Genomic DNA, 23774 nt, shown 5'->3' with positions numbered 1-23774 from the left:
ACCGACAACACATGAGCGAGAACATGATCGAGTGGGATCAGGACGCCGACGGCATCGTCACGCTGACGATGAACGATCCCGGCCAGAGCGCCAACACGATGAACGAGACCTACAAGAACTCGATGGGCGCCACCGTGGACCGCCTCGAGGCCGAGAAGGACTCCATCACCGGTGTCGTCGTCACCTCGGCGAAGAAGACCTTCTTCGCCGGCGGCGACCTCAAGAACATGATCAAGGCGACCAAGGACGACGCCGCGCAGGTGTTCGAGGAGGTGCAGCTGATCAAGGCGCAGCTGCGCCGCCTGGAGACCCTCGGCAAGCCCGTCGTCGCCGCCATCAACGGCGCTGCGCTCGGCGGCGGCCTCGAGATCGCGCTGGCCACGCACCACCGCATCGCGGCGGACGTGCCCGGCGTGCAGCTCGGTCTGCCCGAGGTATCTCTCGGCCTGCTCCCCGGCGGCGGCGGCGTCACCCGCATCACGCGCATGATGGGCATTCAGAACGGCTTCATGTCGGTCCTCTCGCAGGGCACCCGGTTCCGCGTCGCCAAGGCGAAGGAACTCGGTCTGGTCGACGAGGTCGTCGGCAGTGTCGAGGAACTGGTCCCGGCCGCCAAGGCGTGGATCAAGGCCAACCCCGAGGGCGGCGTCGCACCGTGGGACGTCAAGGGCTACAAGATCCCCGGCGGTACGCCGTCGAATCCCAAGCTGGCCCAGATCCTTCCGGCCTTCCCGTCCAACCTGCGCAAGCAGATCAAGGGCGCCAACATGCCGGCTCCGCTCGCCATTCTGGCTGCGGCCGTGGAGGGTTCGCAGGTCGACTTCGACAACGCGTCCACCATCGAGTCGCGCTACTTCACCTCGCTGGTCACCGGTCAGGTGTCGAAGAACATGATCCAGGCGTTCTTCTTCGACCTGCAGGCGATCAACGCCGGCAAGTCGCGTCCCGACGGCTACGAGAAGACGCAGTTCTCCAAGGTGGCCGTGCTCGGCGCCGGCATGATGGGCGCCGGCATCGCCTACGTGTGCGCCAAGGCCGGAATCGACGTGGTGCTCAAGGACGTCGAGCTCGCGTCCGCCGAGAAGGGCAAGGCGTACTCGGAGGCCATCGAGGCGAAGGCCCTCTCGCGCGGCAAGACCACGCAGGAGAAGTCGGACGCGCTGCTCGCCCGCATCCACCCCACCGCCGACGCGAAGGACGTCGAGGGCGCGGATCTGGTGATCGAGGCCGTCTTCGAGTCGCAGGACCTCAAGCACAAGGTCTTCCAGGAGATCGAGGACCTGGTGGCACCCGACGCGCTGCTCGGCTCCAACACCTCCACGCTCCCGATCACCGGTCTCGCCACCGGTGTGAAGCGGCAGGAGGACTTCATCGGCATCCACTTCTTCTCGCCCGTCGACAAGATGCCGCTGGTGGAGATCATCCGCGGTGAGAAGACCTCGGATGCGGCTCTGGCCAAGGCATTCGACCTCGTGCAGGCCATCAAGAAGACCCCGATCGTCGTCAACGACAGCCGCGGCTTCTTCACCTCGCGCGTGATCGGCACCTTCATCAACGAGGCCATCGCGATGCTCGGCGAGGGCGTCGAGCCGTCGTCGATCGAGCAGGCGGGCCTGCAGGCGGGCTACCCCGCGCCGCCGCTGCAGCTGTCGGACGAGCTGACGCTCACCCTCATGCAGAAGATCCGCAAGGAGACCTACGACGCGGTGGTCGCCGCCGGCGGCACGCCGCCGGAGGATCCTGCGGGCTCCGTGATCGACAAGATGGTCGACGAGTTCGAGCGTCCGTCGAAGGCGAAGGGTGCCGGCTTCTACGAGTACGTCGACGGCAAGCGCGCCGGTCTGTGGTCCGGGCTGCGTGACGCGTTCAAGTCCGGCACCGCCGAGATCCCGTTCGAGGATCTCAAGGAGCGCATGCTGTTCATCGAGGCCATCGAGACGCAGAAGTGCTTCGACGAGGGCGTGCTGAACACCACCGCCGACGCCAACATCGGTTCCATCTTCGGCATCGGCTTCCCGGCGTGGACCGGTGGTGTGCACCAGTACATCGTCGGCTACGAGGCCGCGGACGGCACCGTGGGCAAGGAGGCCTTCGTGGCCCGCGCGGAGGAGCTGGCCAAGCAGTACGGCGAGCGGTTCACCCCGCCCCAGTCCCTGCGCTGACGCACGAGAACGACGCGACCCCCGCACTCCCGGCAACGGGAGGGCGGGGGTCGCGTGCTGGTCGGGGTCGGTCGGTGGTCAGCCGATCACGGTGCGAGCGAAGTCCAGAGCCGCCGGCATCGAGGCCATCAGCGTGCCCACGTGGTCGGCGTCCGGGAACGTGACGAGCCGATGATCCGTGCCGGCCGCGGACATGCGCGCGGTCTGCACGAAGGTCAGCGGCGCCGGCACGGTCTGGTCGACCAGGCTCTGCGTGACCAGCAGGGGCCGGTCGTACCCCGCGATGGGGACGGCCTGCATCTCGCGCAGCGTCGCGTTCATCGCGGGGTCGTCGAGCGGGCGCGTGAGCAGATCGCGCAGCACCACCGGGTTGGCCTCTCGGAACGCTCGGAAGTCGTTGCCGCACAACGTGGTCGCGGCGTTCAGGTAATCCAGCCCGCGGGGCGTGAGGTAGCTCGGGACGTGCAGGTCCGGCCGCTGATCGTTCAATCCGGCCAGGATGTACATCACGTACCCGACGTATCCGCTCGGGGCGATCGGCGGGAAGACCGGTCCCGACGGAGGAAGCAGCGTGTCCAGCTGCGTCGGCCCGGCGATGGGAACGGCGCCGCGGTAGTCGAGTTCCGGCGCGCGCTCGGTCCCGACGGCGGCGGCGAAGTACGCGGCGTTGCCGCCCTGCGAGAGTCCGGTGGCGAGCCAGCGCGGGGACAGCTCGTCGCCGAGGAGCCGGTGTGCGGTGCGCACGATGTCGACGACGTTGGCCCCCGATGCGGGGCCGTCGAGGTACGCGTGCACACCCGGCGTGCCCAGGCCGGCGTAATCGGTGGCGGCGACGGCATAGCCGTTCCGCAGCCACTCGGTGATGGCCGGCCGTTCGTACTCCGTCCCGCCGGTCAGCGAGGGGGTGCAGGCGTCGGCGACGCCCGTGGTGCCGTGCGCGAACGAGACCACCGGCCATCCGCCGGCCGGCGTCTCGCCCTCGGGCACGTAGACCAGCCCGGTCGACTCCCCGGTTTGGCCCGCCGTGCGGAGCGTGCTGTAGCGCACCAGCGTGCCGGACGCCGCACCGTCGGGAAGCAGATCCTCCGCGAGCGGCGAGCTCGACAGCAGCGCCCCGGGCTCGGAGGCCGGTGCGGCCGACGCAGCCGGCCCGGTGAGAACGGTGGGCACGAGGCCCGCGACAACGCAGGTGACGACGGCGGCGGCGCGGCGGAAGGAGAGGGTCACTCAGCCATTCCACCACGGACGCAGCGGCAGGCGAGAGCGATTGCCGTCGGGCTTGACCGCGAGAACCTGGTGGAGTTGAACGACGTTGCGCTCGAAGCCGAGTCGCGATCCGGCCATGTAGAGACCCCAGACGCGGGCGGTACCTTCGCCGACCTCGGCAACGCACGCGTCCCAGTTGTCCACGAGGTTGCGGCACCAGTCGCGCAACGTGAGGGCGTAGTGCTCGCGGAGGTTCTCCTCGTGCCGCACCTCGAGGCCGATGTCCTGCATCTCGGTGATGATGCGGCCGGATCCGGTGAGTTCGCCGTCGGGGAAGACGTACCGATCGATGAACCCGCCCGCGCGGGCGGCGGACCGGTTGTCCGGTCGGGTGATGCAGTGGTTGAGAACCAGCCCGCCGGGCCGCAGCTTGCTCGCGATGAAGCCGAAGTACGCCGGGTAGTTCGCGACGCCGATGTGTTCGGTGAGCCCGATGGAGGACACGGCGTCGAAGCCGGTCTCGGCGATGTCGCGGTAGTCGCTGTGGCGCACCTCGGCGAGGTGGCCGAGGCCCTCTGCCTCGATGGCCCGCTGGGCCCACTCCGCCTGCTCCGCCGACAGGGTCGCGCCGATGACGCGGACGCCGCGGCGGGCGGCGTAGCGCACCATCGAGCCCCATCCGCAGCCGATGTCGAGCAGCCGGTCGCCTTCCTTCAACCGCAACTTCTCGAAGACCAGGCGGTACTTGTTCTCCTGGGCCTCCTCGAGTGTCGCGTCCTCCGTCGGGTACGCCGCACACGTGTAGGTCATGGACTCGCCGAGCACGTACTCGTAGAACGTGTTCGAGACGTCGTAGTGGTGGTGGATGCTGTCCGCGTCGCGAGTCTTGCTGTGCCGCAGTCCTTCGGCGATCCGCCGCCACCGCGGCAGCGACTCCTGCGGCGGCGGGGCGATGGGACGCAACAGTTCCCAGCCGAGCGAGCGGGTGATCGCCGCCAACGTCCGCGCCGAGGGGCGCTTGAAGTGGAGGTCGTCGCCGAGCATGCGCAGCACGTCGTACGGGTCGCCCGGGTGGGCGCCGACGATCTCGAGGTCACCGGAGACGTACGCACGCGCCATCCCGAGATCGCCGGGAGCCGTGGCGATGTACGTCGTTCCGCGGGGCGTGAGCAGGTTCAGTCCGTAGGCCGAGTCGGGGTCGCCCGCCACGGAGCCGTCGTACGCGCTGAAGCGCACCGGAATGTCGCCCTCGGTGAACTGCTCGAGGATCTCCGCGATCGTCAGCTTGGGGGAGCCGACCTGATAGTCCTTGTAGTTCTCTCGGAACAGGGTCATCGACGTTGCACCGCCTTCGAGTACAGATCCAACAGACGTGAATCGGGGTCGTAGATCTTCTTGACGCGGGAGTACTGGTTCCCGCCGTAGAGCGCGTCGAACTCGTCCCGGTCGTAGAACGAGTCCGAGTAGAGGGACTTGTGGCCGTCGAGCTCGGACACGCGGCGCTCGATGCGGCGGTTGGCGGCGCCCTCGGGAGCGCCCTCCTCGACGGGCACCGAGGACCAGAACCCGACGTTGACGTACGTGTGGCCGGCGCGCAGCGGATACAGCGGCCACTCCCGCGTGCCACTGCGAAGGCGCAGCGGGCAGAGCCACAGCGGTTCGATCGGGATTTCGTCCAGGAACCACCGCAGGAACGCGGCGGTGTTCTCGATCGGGACCTCGATGTCCTGCACCACGCGTTCGCGGATCGGGTTGCCCTTGCGGCGTTCGAGCCGGTCGGCGATGTCGTACTTCCGGTCGAGCGCGATCAGCTTCCAGTAGACGCTGCTCCGGAGGTAGCGGCGCGGCCAGAACCGTCGGATCCGCGGGTTCTGGGTGCCGAACGCTCGCGAGCACCAGAACCAGTCCGTGTCCCACCGCCAGAGGTAGTCGTGCACGGTGAGACGGTCGGTGCGGGGCGTGGTTGCGTCGTCGTGGTCGTCGTGCTGGATCGAGCGGTAGTAGATCTGCATGCCGGTGTAGTCGCTCACCGGCCCGGGCTCGTCGGTCTGCCGGCCGAGGGTCAGATACGCCTCGGAGTCGGTGAACACCACACCGTCGAGGTAGTCGACGCGCTCGCCGCGGTACTCACCGGCGTCGACGATCGCGTCCATCGCGTCCTGGACCGACTGCAGGTCGTGGAACCGGACGTGGCGCAGCGCGACGTAGGGCGGGACGGCCTCGAGTTCGATGCGCAGGCGGGTCGAGTAGCCGAGCGTGCCGTAAGAGTTGGGGAACGCGTGGAACAGGTCCGCGTGCTCGCCCTCGGGGCGCGCGGTGACCACCTCGCCCGCGCCGGTCAGCACGTCCACCTCCAGCAGGCTCTCGTGGGGGAGGCCGTTGCGGAACGACGTCGATTCGATGCCGAGGCCCGTGACCGCGCCGCCGAGGGTGATGGTCTTGAGCTGCGGCACCACCAGCGGCACCAGTCCGTAGCGCAGGGTCGCGTCCACCAGGGTCTCGTACGTGCACATCCCCTGCACGTCGGCGGTGCGCGCGACGGGATCGACCGAGATCACCTTGCCGAGACCGGACACGTCGAGTCCGGGAACGCGGGTGTCCTGGCGGGCCCGGAAGAGGTTGGAGGTCTTCTTGGCCAGCCGGACCGTCTGCTCGCGCGGGATGGCCCGATAGCTCGCGACCAGGCGTCGGACGCCCTCGGCGTGCGCGGCCGCGCCCACCTCGTGCGGGCCCGGAGTGTTGCCGGTCGGAGACTGAACGGTGCGATCCACGCGAGAACGCTATATCGCGATCGTTCGCAGGACTACGGATGGTGGGGGTCCGTCACGCAACCGTTGCCGGGTGGACGTCTCTCGGCAGCGTCGAGGGGACCGTGCGCACCGTGGAAGAATGGGACGAAAGACCCCCGACGCTCAGGAGGAATGCGTTCATGGCCAAGGTCAGCGCCAGCACGTCCCACACCGTCGCCGCGACCCCGGAGCAGGTGCTGGCGGCGCTGTCGGACTACCAGACCGTGCGCCCGCGGATCCTGCCCGAGCAGTACCGGGACTTCACCGTCGTCGAGGGCGGTCAGGGCGACGGCACCGTGGCCACCTGGACCCTGCAGGCCACGAAGAAGCGTGCGCGCGACGTCCGCGCCACCGTTCGCGTCGTCGGCGACACGATCACCGAGACGGACGCCAATTCCTCCATGGTCACCACGTACCGCGTGGCGCCGGCGGGTCAGGGCACCGAGGTCACCACCACCACCGAGTGGACCGGCGCCGGCGGCATCGGCGGGTTCTTCGAGAAGACGTTCGCCCCGCTCGGCCTGAAGAAGATCCAGGCGCAGGTCCTCAGGAACCTCTCCCGCCAGGTCGGGTGAGCGAGTCCGGCCCCGAGCGAACGCCCGACGGCCACTACGTGGTGATCGACGGGCGTCGCTGGCGGGCGACCGATCCGGCCATCCCGGAGGACCGGCAGGCCGAACTGCGGTCGATTCTCATGGCGTGGCGACGCGACGTGCGGCGCACCGGCGGCGCGCCGGAGTCGCGCGCCGGTGTGCAGGCGGCCAAGGTCGCGCTCGGCGAGCGCGGCACCCCGTGGTGGGAGCAGAGCGACGACGAACGCCGACGACGCTGGGAGGCCCGGGTCCCGCGGCCGGGCGATGTCGGTACGGACGACTAGGCTGGACGCACGCTTTCCCCCTCCGAGAGGACACCGACGGTGCAACCCGGCGATCAGCCCGACATGTCCCAGCTGCTCCAGCAGGCGCAGCAGATGCAGCAGCAACTGATGGCCGCGCAGGCCGAGATCGCCGCGACGGAGGTCACCGGCAGCGCGGGGAACGGGCTCGTCGTCGCCACCGTCACCGGGAGCGGCGAGGTCACGGGCATCACCATCGACCCCAAGGTGGTCGATCCCGAGGACGTCGAGACGCTGCAGGATCTCATCGTCGGCGCCCTCGCCGACGCCTCGCGCGCGGCCGGCGAGGTGGCCTCGCAGAAGCTCGGGCCGCTGGCCGGGCTGGGCGGTGGCGGCATGCCGGGTCTGCCCGGCTTCTAGGTCGCTCGGGGTGTACGAGGGACCGGTTCAGGACCTGATCGACGAGTTGGGCAAGCTGCCCGGGGTCGGTCCGAAGAGCGCGCAGCGCATCGCCTTTCACCTTCTCGGAGTCGAGGCGCCGGACATAGACCGGTTGCAGAACGCGCTCGCCCGCATTCGTGACGGGGTGCAGTTCTGCACCATCTGCGGGACCGTCTCGGACAAGGAGCAGTGCCGCATCTGCGCCGATCCGCGGCGTGACCGCTCGATCATCTGCGTGGTCGAGGAGCCGAAAGACGTGCAGGCCGTGGAGCGCACCCGCGAGTTCAAGGGGCGCTACCACGTGCTCGGGGGCGCGCTGGATCCGCTCAGCGGCATCGGCCCGGACCAACTGCGGGTGCGAGAGTTGTTGACGCGCATCGGCACTCAGGATGACGGGGTCGACGTCACCGAGGTGATCATCGCAACCGATCCCAACACCGAGGGCGAGGCGACCGCGACGTACCTCCTGCGCATGCTGCGCGACTTCCCCGGCCTGTCGGTGACCCGGCTCGCGTCGGGACTGCCGATGGGCGGCGATCTCGAGTTCGCCGACGAGCTCACGCTCGGACGCGCGGTGGCCGGCCGCCGCGTGATGGGGTAGCCCCCTACCGCCGCAACCGGTACAGCCGTTCCGGGCGCCCCACACTGCCGTAGTCCAGCGAGACGAGCACCTTGTCGACGTCCGACAGGTACTCGAGGTACCGACGCGCACTGGACCGGGACATGCCGGTGCGGTCGGCCATCGCGCTGGCCGACACCGCTCGCCCCGGGTCCTCGGTCTCCACCTCGCGCAGCTGCTGCTCGACGGTGGCGAGCGTCTCCGCGCTCAGCCCTTTCGGCAGTCGGGACGGCGAGCCGCGCAGGCCGAACGCCTTGTCGACGGCGTCCTGCTCCGCTTCTTGCGCGGCCGCCAACGCCTCACGGGTGTGCCGATAGTGGTCCAGTCGCTCCTGCAGCGCAGCGAACTTGAACGGCTTGATCAGATAGTGCACCGCACCCGAGCGCAGGGCCCGCTGCACCGAGTCGGCCTCGCGCTCGCTGGTGATCACCAGCACGTCCAGGTCCGGGATGATCTCGCGGAACGGGGCGATCAGATCGAGGCCCGTCACCCCGGGCAGGTGCACGTCGAGCAGCACCAGGTCGGGCCGGGCGGACTCCACCTTCTCCAACGCCTCCTGCGCCGTGTGGGCGACGCCGCAGACCTCGAACCCGGGCACCTTGCCCACGAAACCGGTGTGGACACGGGCGACCATGAAGTCGTCGTCGACCACCAGGACCTTCAGCACGTCATCGTTCCTTCCCCGCGCTCGCCGCCTCGTGCGCCCTGGACGGGACGTCGAGGGTCGCGACGAACACCGTCCAGCGACCATTCTCCGCCGCCTCGGTCGTGCCCACGGTCCGCACCCGGACCTCGCCGCTCCCGCGGCGGCAGACCACCCGCACCAGCGCGAGGCCGAAACCGTGCCCGTCCGTCGACGTCCCCTTCGTGCTCCACCCCTGCTCGAAGACGCGGTCGACGTCGGCGTCGGCGATGCCGGGACCGTTGTCGGCCACCGTCACCGTGACGCGGTCGTCGTCGTCCTGCGTGATGGTCACCCGCACGGTGGCATCCGGCGTTCCGTGCTCGAGGAGGGCGTCGACGGCGTTGTCGACGAGATTGCCCACCACCGTGCACAGGTCTCGCGAGGCGTCGTCGTCGGCGCGCCGCAGGGACGAATCCGGGGTGAGTTCGACGGTCACCGACCGGGCGGCCGCCGCGCCGATCTTGGCGATGAGCAGCGCCGCGACCCCCAGGTCGGCGACGCGGTCGGTCACGGCCGAGGTGAGCCTTTCGCGGTGCTCGGTGATGCCGTCGACGTACCGCTCCACCTCGTCGTACTCGCCGAGCTGCACCAGTCCGGAGATGGTGTGGAGTTGGTTGTCGAACTCGTGGATGTGCTCGCGCAGCGCGGTCGAACTGGTGCGGCTGATGTCGAGCTTGCTCTCGATCTCGCTGAGTTCCGTCCGGTCGCGGAACGTCGTCACGGTGGCGACGATGCGTCCCGACTCCTCGATGGGGACCGTGTTGAAGACCAGGATGCGGTCGCCGGTCAACACCAGCTGATCGCCGTCGTCGCTCGGGTGGCGGAGCACGCGCTCGATGCGGTCGTCGAGGCCCAGGTCGTCGACCTGCTTGCCCACGCTGTCGGCCCCGAGTCCCAGCATGTCGTGGGCGCTGCGACTCAGCAGGAGCACCGTGCCCTTCGGGTCGAGCGCGACGACGGCTTCCTTCAGACCCTCGAGCATCGCCTGGCGTTGGCGGACCAGGTCCACGATCTCGCCCGCCTCGAGGCCCATCGTCTGCCGTTTGACCCGCCGGGCCAGCAGGATCGAGCCGACCGCTCCCAGCAGCGTCGCCACGGCGAGGTAGATCACCAGGTCCGGCGTCGACTGCGCGAGCCTCGACCACACCGACGGGTACTCGCGACCCACGATCGCAACGCCGACGATGCCCCCGTCGGGACCGAGCACGGGAACTTGTGACTGCACCGACTTCCCCGGTTCGAGCGCCGTGTTCTCGCTCGTCTCGGCGAGTCCCGTCCAACTGCGTCCGACGCGTGCGCCCGCGCCTTCGTCGGCCGAGGTCTCCCCGATGCGCGTGGGGTCGGTCGCAGCGACGATCCGGCCATCGGTGTCCGTCAGCTGTGCGTAGTCGAGGCCGGACACCGCGCGCACCGAGTCCAGCGCGCCCTGCAGACCCGAGCGGATGCGCGGTTGAGCGCTCGGCAGCAACTGCCGGACCGTGGGGTTGGCGGCCAGGTTCTCCGCCGCCGACTGCACCCGTAGACCCTGCTCACGCTGGAACGTCGCCGACGACTGCGCCAGCGACAGCGCACCCACCACCACGAGCACCGCCACCACGATCAGGAGTTGGAGCGCGAGGAGTTGCGCCGACAGGGTCCGTCTGACCCGCAGCCGTCGACTCACGACCTGCACGGTACCGCCGACGCGTCGCCCGGACGTTCCGATCGGAAGGGCCGAAAGGAGCGGACGCAGCGCGCAGAATGAACACAACGCGAACTGTGCACCAAAGGGTGACCACAGTCACAAGCTGCGCCAGAGTGAGACTCGTGACCGACATCCGACGTGTTCGCCGCGGCATCCTCGTGATGCTCACGGCGCTGACCCTCGCGCTGTCCGCGTGCGGTGGGTCGGTCACGTCGATGGTGACCGGTGCGCCCCAACCCGGGCTGCGCATCATCGCCCCGTCGGTCGCCGGAGGCGGTTACGACCTGACCGCCCGCAGCGTGTCCCGGGCCTGGGCGGCACAGGGCGTCGCGGTCGACGACGTCCTGGTGCTGCCCGGCTCGGGCGGTGTGGTCGGTCTCGGCCGGCTCGCCGCGGAACGCGGCAACGAACACCTGCTGCTCATGATGGGCCTCGGCCTCGTGGGCGCGTTGGCGACCATCCCGTCCGAGTACACGCTGGACGACGTGACGCCGATCGCCCGCCTGGTCACCGAGCCCGAGGTGGTGTTGGTGCCGGCGGCGTCGCCGCTGCGCACTCTCGACGATCTGGTGGCCCGCTGGCGGGCCGGCGACGACCTCCGCTTCGGCGGCGGATCCGCCACCGGTGGGCCCGACGGGTTGTTCCGGACGCGTCTGGCGCGCGCGGTCGGCGTCGATCCCGACGCCACCGGCTACCGGGTGTTCGACGGCGGCGGTGAACTTCTCCCCGCGCTGCTGACCGGCGAGGTGGACGTGGCCACCACGGGCGTCAGCGAATACCTGGACCAGCTCGCGTCGGGCACCGTTCGTGCACTGGCCGTCAGCTCGGACGACGCCGTCGCAGGGGTCGACGCACCCACCCTGCGCGAGGAGGGCGTCGACCTGGTCTTCGACAACTGGCGGGGTCTGATGGCGCCGCCGGGCCTACCGCCGGACCGGGTTCGGACCCTGATCCGGCAGGTCGGCGAGCTGGTCGCCTCGGACGACTGGGCCCGCCTCACCGAACGGAACGGATGGCAGAACGCCCTCCTGACCGGTGACGATTTCCGCGCCTTCCTGCGCGATCAGGCGGACATGGTCGCCGCCACGCTCGATCCCGCCGCCTGAGCGCGGCCCACCCGTTCCACCCCTGCCCTGCTGCGTCCTGCTGCCCTGCCCGACCCCGAACGAGGAGTGACCCCATGTTGGTGATTCTCGGCTTCCTGATGGTGGCCGCCTTCATGTTCCTGATCCTGACCAAACGCGCGACCCCCGTGGTCGCGCTGATCCTGGTGCCCGTCATCTTCGGCCTGTTCGCCGGCGCGGGGCTCGGGATCGGCGACATGATCACCGACGGCATCAAGTCGTTGGCCCCCACCGCCGCCCTGCTGTTCTTCGCGATCATCTTCTTCGGCATCATGATCGACGTCGGCCTGTTCGATCCGCTGGTGCGCGGCATTCTGCGACTGGTGCGCAACGATCCCATGAGGCTCGTCGTCGGCACCGCCGTGCTGGCCATGGTGGTCTCGCTGGACGGCGACGGATCGACGACCTTCATCATCGTCACGTCCGCGCTGTTGCCGCTCTACCTGAAACTCGGTGTCTCCCCGGTCATCCTGACCGTCGTGGCCGGTCTGGCCAACGGCACCATGAACATCATCCCGTGGGGTGGCCCGACGGTGCGGGCGGCGTCCGCGCTCGGCATCTCGCCGTCCGAGGTCTTCGTTCCGATGGTGCCCTCGCTCGTCGCCGGCCTGGTGATCGTCCTGCTCTTCTCGGTCCACCTCGGTCTCATGGAGCGGCGTCGTCTCGGCTCGCTCGTCTTCGACCAGGAGATGGTGTCCGTCGGCGGTGCCGGCAGCGACACGGCTCGCCCCGCGCGCCGGACCGGTGGCGGTGCGGGTGGCGACGCCGACGGCGGAGCCGGCCAGTTCATCGACGGACTCGACCCGCAGCGTGACACCCTGCGCCCGAAGCTGTTGTGGTTCAACGCGGCTCTGACCGTCGCTCTGCTCGTCGTCCTCGTCATGGACATCCTGCCCATCCCGGTGCTGTTCATGATCGCGGCGTCGATCGCGCTGACCGTCAACTTCCCCAAGGTCAAGGAGCAGGGCGAGGCCATCGCTCGGCACTCCGCCTCGATCGTCTCCGTCGTCGCCATGGTGCTCGCCGCGGCCGTCCTGACCGGCGTGTTCTCGGGCACCGGCATGGTCGAGGCCATGGCCGAGTGGCTGCTCGGCGTGATCCCGAGCTCGATGGGGCCGTTCCTCGCCGTCATCACCGGCGTGCTGTCGATCCCGCTGACGTTCTTCATGACCAACGACGCCTTCTACTTCGGCATCCTCCCGGTGCTCACCGAGACCGCCGCCCAGTACGGCATCGAGCCCGTCGAGATGGCGCGGGCCTCCATCACCGGTCAGCCCGTCCACCTGCAGAGCCCGCTGGTCCCGGCCATCCTGCTGCTGGTCACCCTCGCCGGTGTCTCGCTGGCCGACCACCACAAGAAGGTGCTCTGGCGCGCGACCGTCGTCTCGCTGGCGATGCTGGCCGTCGGTGTGCTCCTCGGCCAGATCCCCATGGGCTGATCCCGACCGTCGAGAGGAGACCACGTCATGAGTGTCGCCGTCGTCCACAACACCGCCGCAGAAGGGCGTCGCGCGCTGGCCTCGGGCCTCACCCAGGCTCGCGTGCTCGGCACCGATCTGGTTGTTCTGCATGCCTTCTCGGGATCGCCGGACCCGGCGTCCGAGGCCAAGGAATCGGCTGCGGTCAGGGATGCCGTGCTCGCCGGCCTGGACGAGATCGGGGAACCCGACGCGGCCTGGACGCTGCTGGCGGGCCAGCCGGATCCCGACGCCGTCAGCACCCTCCTGGGACTGGTCGAGGACGCGAAAGCCGAACTGCTGGTGGTGGGTTCGCGTCACCGCTCCGCCGTCGGAAAGTTCCTCATGGGTCAGTCGGTGCAGCGACTGCTGCTCGAGACCTCGATTCCGGTGCTGCTGGTCAAGTGACCCGAGCTCGTACCGTCGCCGTGAGCGCCGCCCGCTGGGTGGCGCTCACGGCCGTGTCCGTGGCCGGCTGGGTCGCGCTGGACGCCGCCGGTCTGACGGCGCCGTCGCTCTTCGCGGCCCTGGTGGTCGCGGTGATCTTCGCGCTCACCGGGCTGGGGCCCGCGCGGGTGCCGCGTCTCGGATCGATGGCGGCGCAGGGTGCCCTCGCGGTGACGATCGGGCTCATGATCGATCCGGACACGTTGAGGTCGTTGGGCGACAACGCGATTCCCGCAGTGCTCGTCGGCGTCGCGACGTTGGTGGTCAGCGCGGGTGCCGGCGCCCTTCTCGCACTGAACCGCGAGGTGACCGCCGCAACGGGGATGCTGTCGCTCATCGCGGGCGGCGCCACCGGACTCGTCGCCGCGGCGCGGGAACTCGGCGGGGACGAGCGGGTCGTCGCCGTGGTGCAGTACCTGCGCGTCGCGCTCGTGGTGGTCACCATGCCACTGGTGGTGACCTTCGCGTTCCACGCCGACACCCACGCGGTGGTGGCGCCGGACACGGGCGGCCGGTCGTACCCGTGGTGGGCAGCCCTCGGCTTCGTCGTCGCCGCGGTCGTGGTGGGCATCGTCGCCGGTCGGCTGCTGCGCCTCCCCGCACCGGCCACCCTCGGTCCGCTGCTCGTGTCCGGGGCGTGCGCCCTGTCCGGCCGGCCCGGCGAGCTCGACGTTCCGGCGGCGGTGCTGCCGGTGGCGTTCCTGATCATCGGATGGCAGGCGGGGCTCGCCTTCACCCTGCAGAGTCTGCGGTCGATCGGCCGCCTGTTCCCCTACGCCGTGGCCCTCGTCGTCGGCGTGGGTGTGGTCTGCGCGCTGTTCGGGTGGCTGCTCGCGGAGCTGACCGGGACTTCGATGCTCACCGGCTACCTCGCCACCACCCCCGGCGGCCTGGCCGCAGTGCTCGCGGTCTCCGCCTCGACGGGGTCCGACGTCACCTTCGTCGCCTGCGTGCAGCTGATCCGGCTGGTGCTCATGCTGATCGCCGCGCCCGTGATCGCCACGCTTCTCACCCGGCGGGCCTTACGGCGTCAGGAGGCCGTCGGGGTCTGAGCGCCGGGCCCGATCGTCCACAGGTCGGTCGGATCGCCGGGATCCCGTCGTCTCACGCGAGTTGTGGGCACCGGCGCCCGGCGCGCGAGTTTCGGCACATTCTCGGGGAAAGTTCTGCGAATCCGCGGGTTCGGGGCGGATCGGGTGGCGAAACTCGCGCCGGAACCGGGCGTGATCGTCCACAACTCGGTCGGATCGCCGGGATCCCGTCGGAGCGGGCGAGTTGTGGGCACCGGCGCCCGCGGACGTCAGCGGCGCAGACGCTCCGTGCGCAGCTGCTCGACGTCGGGCAGGTGCAGCGGCTCCAGCGTCCGCCCCAGCGCCGTCTCCAGGAGGTGATCCGCCAACTCGGGGTTCCGCGCGAGGGCCGGCCCGTGCATGTAGGTGCCGATGACGGAGCCCTGCACCACACCCTCGGTCCCGTCGCCGACACCGTTGCCCACCCCACGCTCGACGCGAGCGAACGGGACGGCGTCGGACCCGAGAGTGGTTCCGCCGCGGTGGTTCTCGAAGCCCGTGAGGGTCTGAGTCAGTGCCGAGGTCGCGGGCCGGGTGACCACCTCGCCGATGGCGCGTTCGGTCCGCGGCGCGGTGGTGAGGTCGAGCATGCCGACCCCGTCGACGCGCTCCCCGGAACTGGTCTCGTACCAGTGGCCGAGCACCTGGATGGCGGCGCAGATCGCGAGTACGGGCGCCCCTCGTTCGGCGGCACGTTGCAATCCGGGGTACCGCGTCAGGTGTCGGGTCGCGAGTCGTTGCGCCGAGTCCTCGGCGCCGCCGAGGACGTAGACGTCGAGGGAGTCCGGGACCGGATCGTTCAGTGTGATGGAGACGATCTCGGCGTCCTGTCCTCGCATCCGGAGTCGTTGACGCAGAACGAGGGCGTTGCCGCCGTCGCCGTAGGTGCCCATGACGTCGGGCAGGACCAGGCCGATGCGGACGGCGTCAGGCACCGGGAGCCTCCTTGGCGGTCTCGCGGGCCAGCGCTCGACCCAGGTCGCGGAACGCGGTGTAGTTCGCCAGCACCTCGACCCGGCCGGGAGGGCAGGACTCGATGGCGCGCAACGGATCAGCGACGACCTCGTGCTCGGCGGCGGCGTAGGTGAGGCGCACGCCGAGGTCGGTCGCCCGCTCGCCCGACGCGACGACGCGGGTGTTCTCGAAATGTTCGAATCGCACGTCCCACAGCCAGGACAGATCCTCGCCGTCGGGGACCTGACCGTTGACGGCGATGACCAGACCGTCGGCGTCGGGGTCGATCATCGACAGGGCTTCCTGCCACCCGGCGGGGTTCTTGGCCAACAACATTCGGACGGTGTGCGGGCCGTACTGCACCGTGCCGTAGCGTCCGGCGACCTCACCGACCGTGGACACCGCGGCGACGGCGTCCTCGGCACGCGCACCCATCGCGACGGCGGCTGCGACGGCCTGGGCCGCGTTACCGCGGTTGGCGCGGCCCGGCAGCGCGAGGGACATCGGCAGCACGAGACCGTCGGGGCCGTACAGGTTTTCGTCGTCGAGCCACCACGACGGCTCCGGCCGGGCGAACTCGCGGCCGTCCGCGAGGGGCGCCGTGCTGCGCCAGCGGGGTCCGTCCCACACGATGGGTTCGCCGGTGCGTGGGCAGCTGACGGAATCGCTCACCCAGCCTGCACCCGCGGCCACCCACACCACGTTCGGCGCGTCGAACGCCGCCGAGGTGACCAGGACGTCGTCGCAGTTGGCGACGACGATCGTCTCGGGATGACGGGCCAGGCCCGCTCGCAGTTTCCGCTCGATCATGTTGATCTCGCCGACGCGGTCCAACTGGTCGCGGCTGAGGTTGAGCAGCACGACGACCTCGGGGTTCACCGCGTCGGAGACGTGGGGGACGTGCAGCTCGTCCACCTCGAGCGCGGCCAGGGGGGCGGCGCGACGGGCCGTCAGCGCCGCGACGATGCCGGCGTCCATGTTGGCGCCGTCGGCCTGCGTGGCCACCTCGCCGAGGGTGCCGAGGGCGGCGGCCGTCATTCGGGTGGTCGTGGACTTGCCGTTGGTGCCGGTGATCACGGCGGTGCGGCGCCCGCGACCCAGGCGCGTCATCAGCGCGGGGTCGATCTTGAGTGCGACGAGGCCGCCGATCATCGACCCCTGACCGCGACCGGCCTTCCGGGAGGCCCAGGCGGTGGCCGAGGCGGCTCCCAGGGCGATCCGGCCCCGCAGGCCGATCGAGCCGCGGGGGGCGGCGGCGCGCCGGGACGAAGTGCTGTCGACCATGGTGATCGATTCTCCCACACCTCGACCGAGCCGCCCGGGCGGCGGACGGCCGAGGTGACGGGGGTGACGGACGCAGCCGGACCCCGGCTCGGAGTGCGACGCCACGCGGAGGAGCGTTCGCCGAAGGACGACACCGGTATTGCGCCCGACTCCGTCGACGGACCCGAATTCTAGAATCGGGGCCGCGAAGTCGTGATGACGAATCAGGGGGAGATCATGGCCGAGAAGCGGGCCGCGTCGTGGCGATGGAGCAAGACCGGTGAGACGCAACGTCGGCTGCTCGACGCTGCCCGGGACGTCTTCGCGGAATCCGGTTATCTCGACGCGAACATCGCGGACATCGTCGAGCGTGCCGGGTCGAGCACAGGCAGTCTCTACCACCATTTCGGAGGCAAGGCCGAGCTCTACACCGCACTGTGGGACCGGCACGATTCGGCGCATCTCGAGCAGGTCAGGGCGGCCGTGGCCGCCGCGCGACGCGCCGGTACGAGCGATCCCCTCGAGTTGTTCTGTGTGGGGGCCCGGGCGTTTCTCGACGGGAGTTGGCAGCGCCGCGACGTGGCCGCGGTCTTTCTGGACAACGACGGGCCACCCGGCTTCGAGCGTCGTCGGCGTGAGGACCGCCTCGAATGGATACGTCAGAACTCGGCGTTGCTCGGTCCGGCGGACACCAGCCGCAATCGCATCATGCTCGACGTCGTCACGGACGTGATCGTCGAGTCGTCGCGAGAAGTGGTGCTGCACTGCCGTACTCGCAAGCAGGCCACGGCGGTGGCCGACTTCATGTGCGAGCTGCTGCGCAAGCTCTCCGTGTGAAAGGCGGTCGAAGGGTTGGACCCGGGTTCGGTGTCGACCGGCGCGTCATTGCCGAGCGGGCACCGGACCGACCGCCGCCAGTTCCGGCCGTACCAGCTCGGCGCCGCGCCGGGTGGTCCCGAGACCCCATAGACAACCGCCGATGACGACGGCGGCGCCGACGAGGGAGAGCACCGACGGTGTCTCGTCCAGCACGATCCACGAGGCGGCGATGCCCACCACCGGCACCAGGAGCGAGAACGGCGCGACCACGCCGGCGGGGTTGCGGGCGATGAGCACGGTCCACAGCCCGGAGCCGACGATGGTGCCGAGAAAAACGATGTAGGCGAGTCCGACCAGGCCCCAGAGCTGTCCGGTGGTGACGGACACGGCGAGGGCGGACCAGCCGGCCGTCGGGCCCTCGACGGCGGCGGACAGCGCGAAGAGCGGCAGCGGCGGGACGACGGTCATCCACAGCATCAGCCGCATCGGTTCGGTGGACTTGGCCAGGCGGTTGCCGAGATTGCCGAAGGCCCAGCTCAGCCCGGCGAGGAGGGTGAGGAGGACGGGGATCAGGGTGGCGGTCTGCGCGCGGTCCCAGCCGATGAGGACCATGCCGCCGACGGCGACGCCGATGCCGAGCCACTGCCGCGGTCCGACGTGCTCCCGCAGCAGCAGCGCCCCGAGCACCACCGTGAAGGGGGCGGAGGACTGCAGGACCAGCGAGGCGAGTCCGGTGGGCATGCCCGCGTTCATGGCAGCGAACAGGAAGGCGAACTGCAGGAGCCCGAACCCGGTGCCGTACAGCAGAAGCCAGCGCTTCGGAACACGGGGCAGGCGGACGAACAGCACGACGGGAACGGCGATGACCGCGAACCGCAGCGCGGCGAAGAAGAACGGGGGGTACTGGTCGAGACCGGCGCGGATGGCCAGGAAGTTCAGGCCCCACAGGATGACGACGGTGAGGCCGAGGAGGCGGTCGCGGGTGGTCATGACCTTCATGGTGAGGCCCGGCGTGGCTGTAGCACCATCGAATTGTTCCGACCTGTCCATGTAGTTTCACTACATGGATGTCCGTCGTCTGCGGGTGCTGCGGGAGGTTGCCGATCGCGGCACGGTCGCCGCTGCCGCGGCGGCGCTGTCCACGACCCCGTCCGCGATCTCGCAGCAACTCAAGGTGCTGACCCGGGAGGCGGGCGTGGCGCTGCTCGAGCCCGACGGGCGTCGGCTCCGACTCACGGCGGCGGGTCGGGCCTTGCTGCCGCACGTCGACGAGGTGCTGTCCGCGCTCGACCGGGCCGTGGCGGAGATGGAGTCGTTCTCGGAAACGCCGCGCGGCACGGTGCGAGTGGCGTTGTTCCCGTCGGGTGCAGCCCTGCTCCTGCCCCGCGTGCTGCACCGGATGGCGACGTCGGGCGTCACCGTCGACGCCCGTGACGAGGACGTGCCGGCCTCTGCGGTGCCGCGGTTGCTGGCCGACTACGACGTCGTGCTCACCCATCGCGACGAGCGGGCCCCGACCATCGCCTCCGAGCGCGTGGCGGTGCGCACCGTGTTGCGCGAGCCCATCGATCTCGTGGTGCCCCCGGACCATCCGTTGGCCGGACGGGAGTCGGTGGAAGTGCGTGAGCTCGCGAACGAGCGCTGGATCAGCGTGCGCGGCGGCTTCCCGGTCGACGACGTGTTGCTCTCGGTGGCGGCGGTGACGGGCGTCGAGCCGCGAGTGGTCATGCGCATCAACGATTTCCGTCTCATCGAGGAGTTGGTCTCGGCCGGTCACGGCATCGCCCTCATGCCCCGGTACGCCTCGGCCCACCCGGCGGTGGCGCGGTGTCGTCTGGCCGGGGTCCGTGCGGCGCGGGTCTACGACGTCGCCACCCGACCCGGCGCGGAGCTGCGCCCGGCCGTGCGCGCGGTCCTGCGCGCGTTCGACGACGAGGTGTCCGCGCTGCTGGACGCCGTCACTCCACCCGGCGACGGCCCGTCTCGAGGTCCGGAACCACCGGAATCAGCCGATCGAGGCCGCTGAGTTCGAAGGGCCGCACCACTTCCTGGTGATCGGCGACCGCCACGAGAGGGGTGTGCGGGGGCACGTCGTTGCGCACGCGAATGAGCGCCGCGATGCCCGCGGAGGAGAGGAAGTCGACGTCGCGCAGGTCCAGGAGGACCGCCCGCACGGACGTGTCGACCGGCGCGAGGTGGATCGACGAGCTCAGGTCGAGGGTGCCGCGGACGGTGACGATCCGGAGATCCTGCTCGGTGTGTTCGGCGACGACGGCGCCGACGGGATTCGACATCGAGCCCGGGTCACGCTCGGCCAACACCCTCCCCTTCGACTCCGCTCGGCTCACCCACGTCCGCGCCGGTCTCGGATGGGGTCCGGGGCGCAGTTCGCCCACCGCGACCGCCCACAGGCCTGCAGCCTGTCACACCCGTGGGCGGTGCGGGGGCGAAATGTGGTCAGTTGCGTCGTGCGGCCCGATTGACCGCCGAGACCACGGCCCGCAGCGACGCGGTGGTGATGGACGTGGCGATGCCGACGCCCCACACCGTGTGCTCCTGGCCGCCCGGCAGGGTGACCGAGGCCTCCACGTACGCGGCGGCCTGCGCGTCGTCCCCGGCGGACATCGCGTGCTCGGAGTAGTCGAGCACGCGCACGTCGTACCCCGTGGAACCGAGCGCGTCGACGAACGCCGCCAACGGGCCGTTGCCGGCGCCGGTGATCTCCTGCTCGGTGCCGTCGATCTTCACGGTGGCGGTGATGGAGTCGGTGCCCCCGTCCACCTCGGACGCCGCCACGCGCTGACGGATGCGCTCGAGCGGGGTGATCGGAGTCAGGTACTCCTCGGCGAAGACGTCCCACATGGCCTTGGGCGAGACCTCGCCGCCCTCGCCGTCGGTGACGCGCTGGACGGCGGAGGAGAACTCGATCTGCAGCCGACGCGGCAGGGCCAGACCGTGATCGGATTTCATGATGTAGGCGACGCCGCCCTTGCCGGACTGCGAGTTCACCCGGATCACGGCCTCGTACGTGCGCCCGACGTCCTTCGGATCGATGGGCAGGTACGGCACCTGCCACAGGATGTCGTCGACGTCCTGATCCTGCTCGTCGGCGGCGACCTTCATCGCGTCGAGACCCTTGTTGACCGCGTCCTGGTGGCTGCCCGAGAACGCGGTGTAGACCAGATCGCCACCGTAGGGATGGCGCTCGTGGACGGGCAGCTGGTTGCAGTACTCGACCGTGCGGCGGATCTCGTCGATGTTGGAGAAGTCGATCTGCGGATCGACACCGCGGGTGAAGAGGTTCAGCCCCAGGGTGACCAGGCAGACGTTGCCGGTGCGCTCACCGTTGCCGAACAGGCAGCCCTCGATGCGGTCGGCGCCGGCGGCGTAGCCGAGTTCGGCTGCGGCGACGCCGGTTCCGCGATCGTTGTGGGGATGCAGGCTCAGCACGATCGAGTCCCGCCGGGCGAGGTTGCGATGCATCCACTCGATGGAGTCCGCATAGACGTTCGGCGTGGTCATCTCGACGGTGGCCGGCAGGTTCAGGATCATCGGCTTCTCCGGAGTGGGAGCAATGATCTCGGTGACGGCGTCGCACACCCGCTTGGCGTAGGACAGCTCGGTGCCGGTGTAGGACTCGGGGGAGTACTCGAACCGCCAGTCGGTGTCGGGGAACTTCAGCGACTCCTCGACAACCTTGCGGGCACCGTCCGTCGCGATCTTCTCGATCGCGTCGGCGTCCGCCCGGAAGACCACCCGCCGCTGCAGGATCGACGTCGAGTTGTAGAAGTGGACGATCACCTTGTTCGCGCCCTCGCAGGCGACGAACGTGCGCTCGATCAGCTCGGGCCGACACTGCGTGAGCACTTGGATGGTCACGTCGTCGGGAATGGCGCCGTCCTCGATGATCTCGCGGACGAAGTCGAAGTCGGTCTGGCTCGCGGACGGGAACCCGACCTCGATCTCCTTGTAGCCCATGCGCACCAGCAGTTCGAACATCCGCCGTTTGCGGGCCGGGCTCATGGGATCGATCAGCGCCTGATTGCCGTCCCGCAGGTCGACGGCACACCACTGGGGGGCGCGGTCGATGACCTTGTCGGGCCAGGTGCGGTCCGGGAGGGTGACGGTCTCGACCTCGTCGGCGAACGGCCGGTACCGGAACGTCGGCATGGACGAGGTCTTCTGGGTGTTCCAGGCGGGCTGGTCCGAGGGCGCGGGCTTCGTCGGGGTGGTGACGGTGCGCGAACCGGATACGAATGCGTCGGCGGGTGACATGGTGACTCTCCGTTGGCGAGATGAGGGGTCGACCGGCGCCGAAAAGACCCGCGACAGGGTGCCGGTCTGGTGGTCAGACCCCGTCGCGGCGACGAAGGAGGAGGGCGTACCCGGCGCCGAACATGGGCGTCACCTTACTCCGATGCGCCGCTCGGAACATCCCGGGGGTTCTCTCGTGGCAGTCGGGTGAGCCACGGTGCGGGATCGATCGTGCCCACGCCGCGAGTCCGGCACGCCGCCAGCAGTCCGTGCCCGACGGTGTCCACTCGGAGGTAGCGATTCCACTGCCTCGACGCCCACGCACGGTCGTCCCCGACGGCGTGTTCCGCGGCCAGCGCGGCCCCGGTCAGTTCGAACTGGACGTCCCGGCGCAGGGCCATCGACGACGGCGCGTCCACCGTGGCGCCGCGCAGGTGGACCAGCAGGGTCTCGCAGGCCGTGACGGTCCGGACGAGGCACCAGTCGAGGCACCGCCGGTGAGCCCGGGGCAGGACCACCCACAGCGCCGCCACCGCGCACGCGACGCCGATGGTGGTCTCGAGCAGCCGTTCCGCCGCCAGGGGCCACGCCTGCGCGCCGGGGTGCGAGGCGCCGCCGATCAGGAGGGCCAGCGGGGTGATGAAGACGACGGCGATGCCGTAGTTGCGGGCGATGACCAACTCGACGAGGAACTGCAGTCCCATGAGGATCAGCACCAGAACGAACCCCGACGGGTGCAGCGAGAAGATCGCCGCGAAGAACACCACGCCCAGCGCGGTCCCCGCGAGTCGGTGGGCCGCACGCACCAGGCCCCGTGGTCGATCCGGCCCCTGCTGGAGCACCAGCACCGCACCGACCACGGCCCAGTCGGGTCGGCCGAGCCCGGCGGCGACGGCCAGACCGCCTGCGACGAGCGAGGCGACGCCGACGCGCACCGCGGTGGTGGTCGCGTGCGAGTGCGGGTGGAGGGCCCGGCGAAGTCGGAAGGCGACCGACGGTCGAGCCATGGGGATGCCGTCGTGCACGGCGTCGGCGGCGTGGTCGGGGCTCGGGGGCAGGCCGGCGCCGGCCGTCGCGAACGTGTGGTGCACGGTCAGGAGGCGCGCGACCAGCGGATCGTCCGGTCGGCGGGCCGGAATCCGCGCGTCGTGCAGCGTCGCCCAGGCGGTGTCGACGGCTGTGGCCGCCCGATGTCGAGCGGAGACGACGCGATTGCCGGACGCATGCTCGTGACCGGCGGTGCCGTCCGAGCCGTCATCGTCCCGAGCGGTGTCGTCGAGAGCGGTGAGGAACGCCGCGACCGCACGCTCGGCGGCGGCGACGGCGTCACGCTCGGGGGCCCGGCGGGGGTCGGCGCGTCGTCTCCGGATCGGGTCTCGGACCGCCGGCGACATCGACACCATCGCGGCCCAGGCCGCGCCGATCGCGACGCAGCCGGCGTTGACGGCCCACGACACCCCCGCGAGCGGCACCACCGATCCGATGGCGCACGTCAACACGAAGAAGAACGGGCCGGGCGGACCCAGCCGCAGCGCATCGACCACGACCGCGCCGATCACCGCGGTCACCGCCAGCACCACGACGAGGATCGCGCCGCCCGTGACCGTGTGCGCGGGGGCGTACTGCCCGACCAGGCCGCCCACGGCCGCCGACGCCACGAGGGCCGCACCGGCGACGAGCACCACCGCCCACCGCGCCCGGAACGCGCGTCCCTCGCCGTAGACGACGGCGAATCCGCCCGCCGCCGTGAGCAGCGCCTCCGTCTGGTGACCGAGCGCGAGCAGGACCAACGCCGGAACGCCGAAGGCCAGAGCGGCCCGGACACCGGCAGGCCACCGTCGGCCGCGCGGGGGGACCTCGACGAACATCCGTCGCAATCCCTGCCGCGGCGGAAGGGCTGGGGAATCGGGTCGGGTCACGGATCGATGGTAGGAGCGAGCACGCGATTGCCCCGATCGGAGGCGT

At 70.2% G+C, this 23774-nt stretch carries 22 protein-coding genes; 11 read left to right on the top strand and 11 right to left on the bottom strand.

Annotated elements, in window-relative coordinates:
• The first annotated feature begins 11 nt into the window (after positions 1 to 11).
• Positions 12 to 2162: a 3-hydroxyacyl-CoA dehydrogenase NAD-binding domain-containing protein gene (locus BMZ18_RS04570; protein ID WP_068363919.1), complete on the top strand. Its 2151-nt coding sequence runs from the start codon at positions 12 to 14 to the stop codon at positions 2160 to 2162.
• 78 nt (positions 2163 to 2240) lie between these two features.
• Here the strand turns inward: BMZ18_RS04570 and BMZ18_RS04565 are convergent, their stop codons facing one another.
• The 3 genes from BMZ18_RS04565 to BMZ18_RS04555 are packed head-to-tail and all read right to left on the bottom strand — an operon-like array spanning position 2241 to position 6088.
• Positions 2241 to 3389, bottom strand: a complete 1149-nt coding sequence (locus BMZ18_RS04565) for an alpha/beta hydrolase family protein (protein WP_068363922.1) — start codon at positions 3387 to 3389, stop codon at positions 2241 to 2243.
• Positions 3390 to 4703 carry a class I SAM-dependent methyltransferase gene (locus BMZ18_RS04560; protein ID WP_068363927.1) on the bottom strand — a complete coding sequence of 438 codons (1314 nt, stop codon included), beginning with the start codon at positions 4701 to 4703 and terminating at the stop codon, positions 3390 to 3392.
• A complete protein-coding gene (locus BMZ18_RS04555) occupies positions 4700 to 6088 on the bottom strand; it encodes an FAD-binding oxidoreductase (RefSeq protein ID WP_068363957.1) in 1389 nt (462 codons plus the stop codon). The genes BMZ18_RS04560 and BMZ18_RS04555 overlap by 4 nt, the downstream gene beginning before the upstream one ends.
• A gap of 209 nt (positions 6089 to 6297) precedes the next feature.
• On the opposite strand from BMZ18_RS04555, the gene BMZ18_RS04550 reads away from it, so the two are divergent.
• The 4 genes from BMZ18_RS04550 to recR are packed head-to-tail and all read left to right on the top strand — an operon-like array spanning position 6298 to position 8034.
• Positions 6298 to 6732 carry an SRPBCC family protein gene (locus BMZ18_RS04550; protein WP_068363930.1) on the top strand — a complete coding sequence of 145 codons (435 nt, stop codon included), beginning with the start codon at positions 6298 to 6300 and terminating at the stop codon, positions 6730 to 6732.
• On the top strand, positions 6729 to 7034 hold the full coding sequence (locus tag BMZ18_RS04545) for a hypothetical protein (RefSeq protein ID WP_068104100.1): 306 nt from the start codon (positions 6729 to 6731) through the stop codon (positions 7032 to 7034). The genes BMZ18_RS04550 and BMZ18_RS04545 overlap by 4 nt, the downstream gene beginning before the upstream one ends.
• A 39-nt stretch (positions 7035 to 7073) precedes the next feature.
• On the top strand, positions 7074 to 7412 hold the full coding sequence (locus BMZ18_RS04540) for a YbaB/EbfC family nucleoid-associated protein (protein ID WP_068104098.1): 339 nt from the start codon (positions 7074 to 7076) through the stop codon (positions 7410 to 7412).
• A 10-nt stretch (positions 7413 to 7422) separates the two neighbouring features.
• Positions 7423 to 8034, top strand: coding sequence for a recombination mediator RecR (recR, locus tag BMZ18_RS04535; RefSeq protein ID WP_068104096.1), 612 nt, complete (start codon positions 7423 to 7425; stop codon positions 8032 to 8034).
• A gap of 4 nt (positions 8035 to 8038) precedes the next feature.
• Here recR and BMZ18_RS04530 read toward each other — a convergent pair whose 3' ends face one another.
• Positions 8039 to 8719, bottom strand: coding sequence for a response regulator (locus tag BMZ18_RS04530; RefSeq protein ID WP_068363933.1), 681 nt, complete (start codon positions 8717 to 8719; stop codon positions 8039 to 8041).
• Between the two features lies 1 nt (position 8720).
• Complete coding sequence (locus BMZ18_RS04525; protein WP_244516412.1) at positions 8721 to 10400, bottom strand: sensor histidine kinase; 1680 nt, start codon at positions 10398 to 10400, stop codon at positions 8721 to 8723.
• A gap of 143 nt (positions 10401 to 10543) precedes the next feature.
• On the opposite strand from BMZ18_RS04525, the gene BMZ18_RS04520 reads away from it, so the two are divergent.
• From BMZ18_RS04520 to BMZ18_RS04505, 4 genes are all read left to right on the top strand, one after another.
• Positions 10544 to 11527 carry a Bug family tripartite tricarboxylate transporter substrate binding protein gene (locus BMZ18_RS04520; RefSeq protein ID WP_244516411.1) on the top strand — a complete coding sequence of 328 codons (984 nt, stop codon included), beginning with the start codon at positions 10544 to 10546 and terminating at the stop codon, positions 11525 to 11527.
• A 74-nt stretch (positions 11528 to 11601) separates the two neighbouring features.
• Positions 11602 to 12984 (top strand): CitMHS family transporter, encoded by a 1383-nt coding sequence (locus tag BMZ18_RS04515; RefSeq protein WP_068363936.1) that lies wholly within the window; start codon positions 11602 to 11604, stop codon positions 12982 to 12984.
• Between the two features lie 27 nt (positions 12985 to 13011).
• Positions 13012 to 13410: a universal stress protein gene (locus BMZ18_RS04510; protein ID WP_068104087.1), complete on the top strand. Its 399-nt coding sequence runs from the start codon at positions 13012 to 13014 to the stop codon at positions 13408 to 13410.
• A 20-nt stretch (positions 13411 to 13430) separates the two neighbouring features.
• Positions 13431 to 14501 (top strand): AbrB family protein, encoded by a 1071-nt coding sequence (locus tag BMZ18_RS04505; RefSeq protein WP_244516410.1) that lies wholly within the window; start codon positions 13431 to 13433, stop codon positions 14499 to 14501.
• A 248-nt stretch (positions 14502 to 14749) separates the two neighbouring features.
• Here the strand turns inward: BMZ18_RS04505 and BMZ18_RS04500 are convergent, their stop codons facing one another.
• Together BMZ18_RS04500 and BMZ18_RS04495 are read right to left on the bottom strand one after the other, a co-directional pair.
• The gene (locus tag BMZ18_RS04500; protein ID WP_068363942.1) at positions 14750 to 15454 is read right to left on the bottom strand and encodes a type 1 glutamine amidotransferase; all 705 of its coding nucleotides are present in this window, start codon (positions 15452 to 15454) and stop codon (positions 14750 to 14752) included.
• Positions 15447 to 16757, bottom strand: a complete 1311-nt coding sequence (locus tag BMZ18_RS04495) for a Mur ligase family protein (protein ID WP_068104083.1) — start codon at positions 16755 to 16757, stop codon at positions 15447 to 15449. Before BMZ18_RS04495 ends, BMZ18_RS04500 begins: the two co-directional genes overlap by 8 nt.
• Before the next feature lie 195 nt (positions 16758 to 16952).
• On the opposite strand from BMZ18_RS04495, the gene BMZ18_RS04490 reads away from it, so the two are divergent.
• Positions 16953 to 17573 (top strand): TetR/AcrR family transcriptional regulator, encoded by a 621-nt coding sequence (locus BMZ18_RS04490; RefSeq protein ID WP_244516409.1) that lies wholly within the window; start codon positions 16953 to 16955, stop codon positions 17571 to 17573.
• Positions 17574 to 17618: 45 nt separating this feature from the next.
• Here BMZ18_RS04490 and BMZ18_RS04485 read toward each other — a convergent pair whose 3' ends face one another.
• Positions 17619 to 18545 carry an EamA family transporter gene (locus tag BMZ18_RS04485; protein ID WP_068363976.1) on the bottom strand — a complete coding sequence of 309 codons (927 nt, stop codon included), beginning with the start codon at positions 18543 to 18545 and terminating at the stop codon, positions 17619 to 17621.
• 73 nt (positions 18546 to 18618) lie between these two features.
• Here BMZ18_RS04485 and BMZ18_RS04480 point away from each other — a divergent pair, with 73 nt between their 5' ends.
• Complete coding sequence (locus tag BMZ18_RS04480) at positions 18619 to 19581, top strand: LysR family transcriptional regulator (protein ID WP_082895073.1); 963 nt, start codon at positions 18619 to 18621, stop codon at positions 19579 to 19581.
• Here BMZ18_RS04480 and BMZ18_RS04475 read toward each other — a convergent pair.
• The 3 genes from BMZ18_RS04475 to BMZ18_RS04465 form a co-directional block, all read right to left on the bottom strand.
• Entirely contained in the window at positions 19514 to 19849 is a 336-nt protein-coding gene (locus BMZ18_RS04475) for an STAS domain-containing protein (RefSeq protein ID WP_068363981.1), read from the bottom strand. The two genes, BMZ18_RS04480 and BMZ18_RS04475, sit on opposite strands and share 68 nt — an antisense overlap.
• A 163-nt stretch (positions 19850 to 20012) precedes the next feature.
• Positions 20013 to 21830: a 2-isopropylmalate synthase gene (gene leuA / locus BMZ18_RS04470; RefSeq protein ID WP_068363945.1), complete on the bottom strand. Its 1818-nt coding sequence runs from the start codon at positions 21828 to 21830 to the stop codon at positions 20013 to 20015.
• Between the two features lie 134 nt (positions 21831 to 21964).
• Positions 21965 to 23728 (bottom strand): FUSC family protein, encoded by a 1764-nt coding sequence (locus tag BMZ18_RS04465; RefSeq protein ID WP_139203842.1) that lies wholly within the window; start codon positions 23726 to 23728, stop codon positions 21965 to 21967.
• Positions 23729 to 23774 lie beyond the last annotated feature (46 nt).

The sequence above is a fragment of the Rhodococcoides kroppenstedtii genome, assembly GCF_900111805.1.
Classification (GTDB): Bacteria; Actinomycetota; Actinomycetes; order Mycobacteriales; family Mycobacteriaceae; genus Rhodococcoides; species Rhodococcoides kroppenstedtii.
This window is presented reverse-complemented; position numbering and strand designations above follow the sequence as displayed.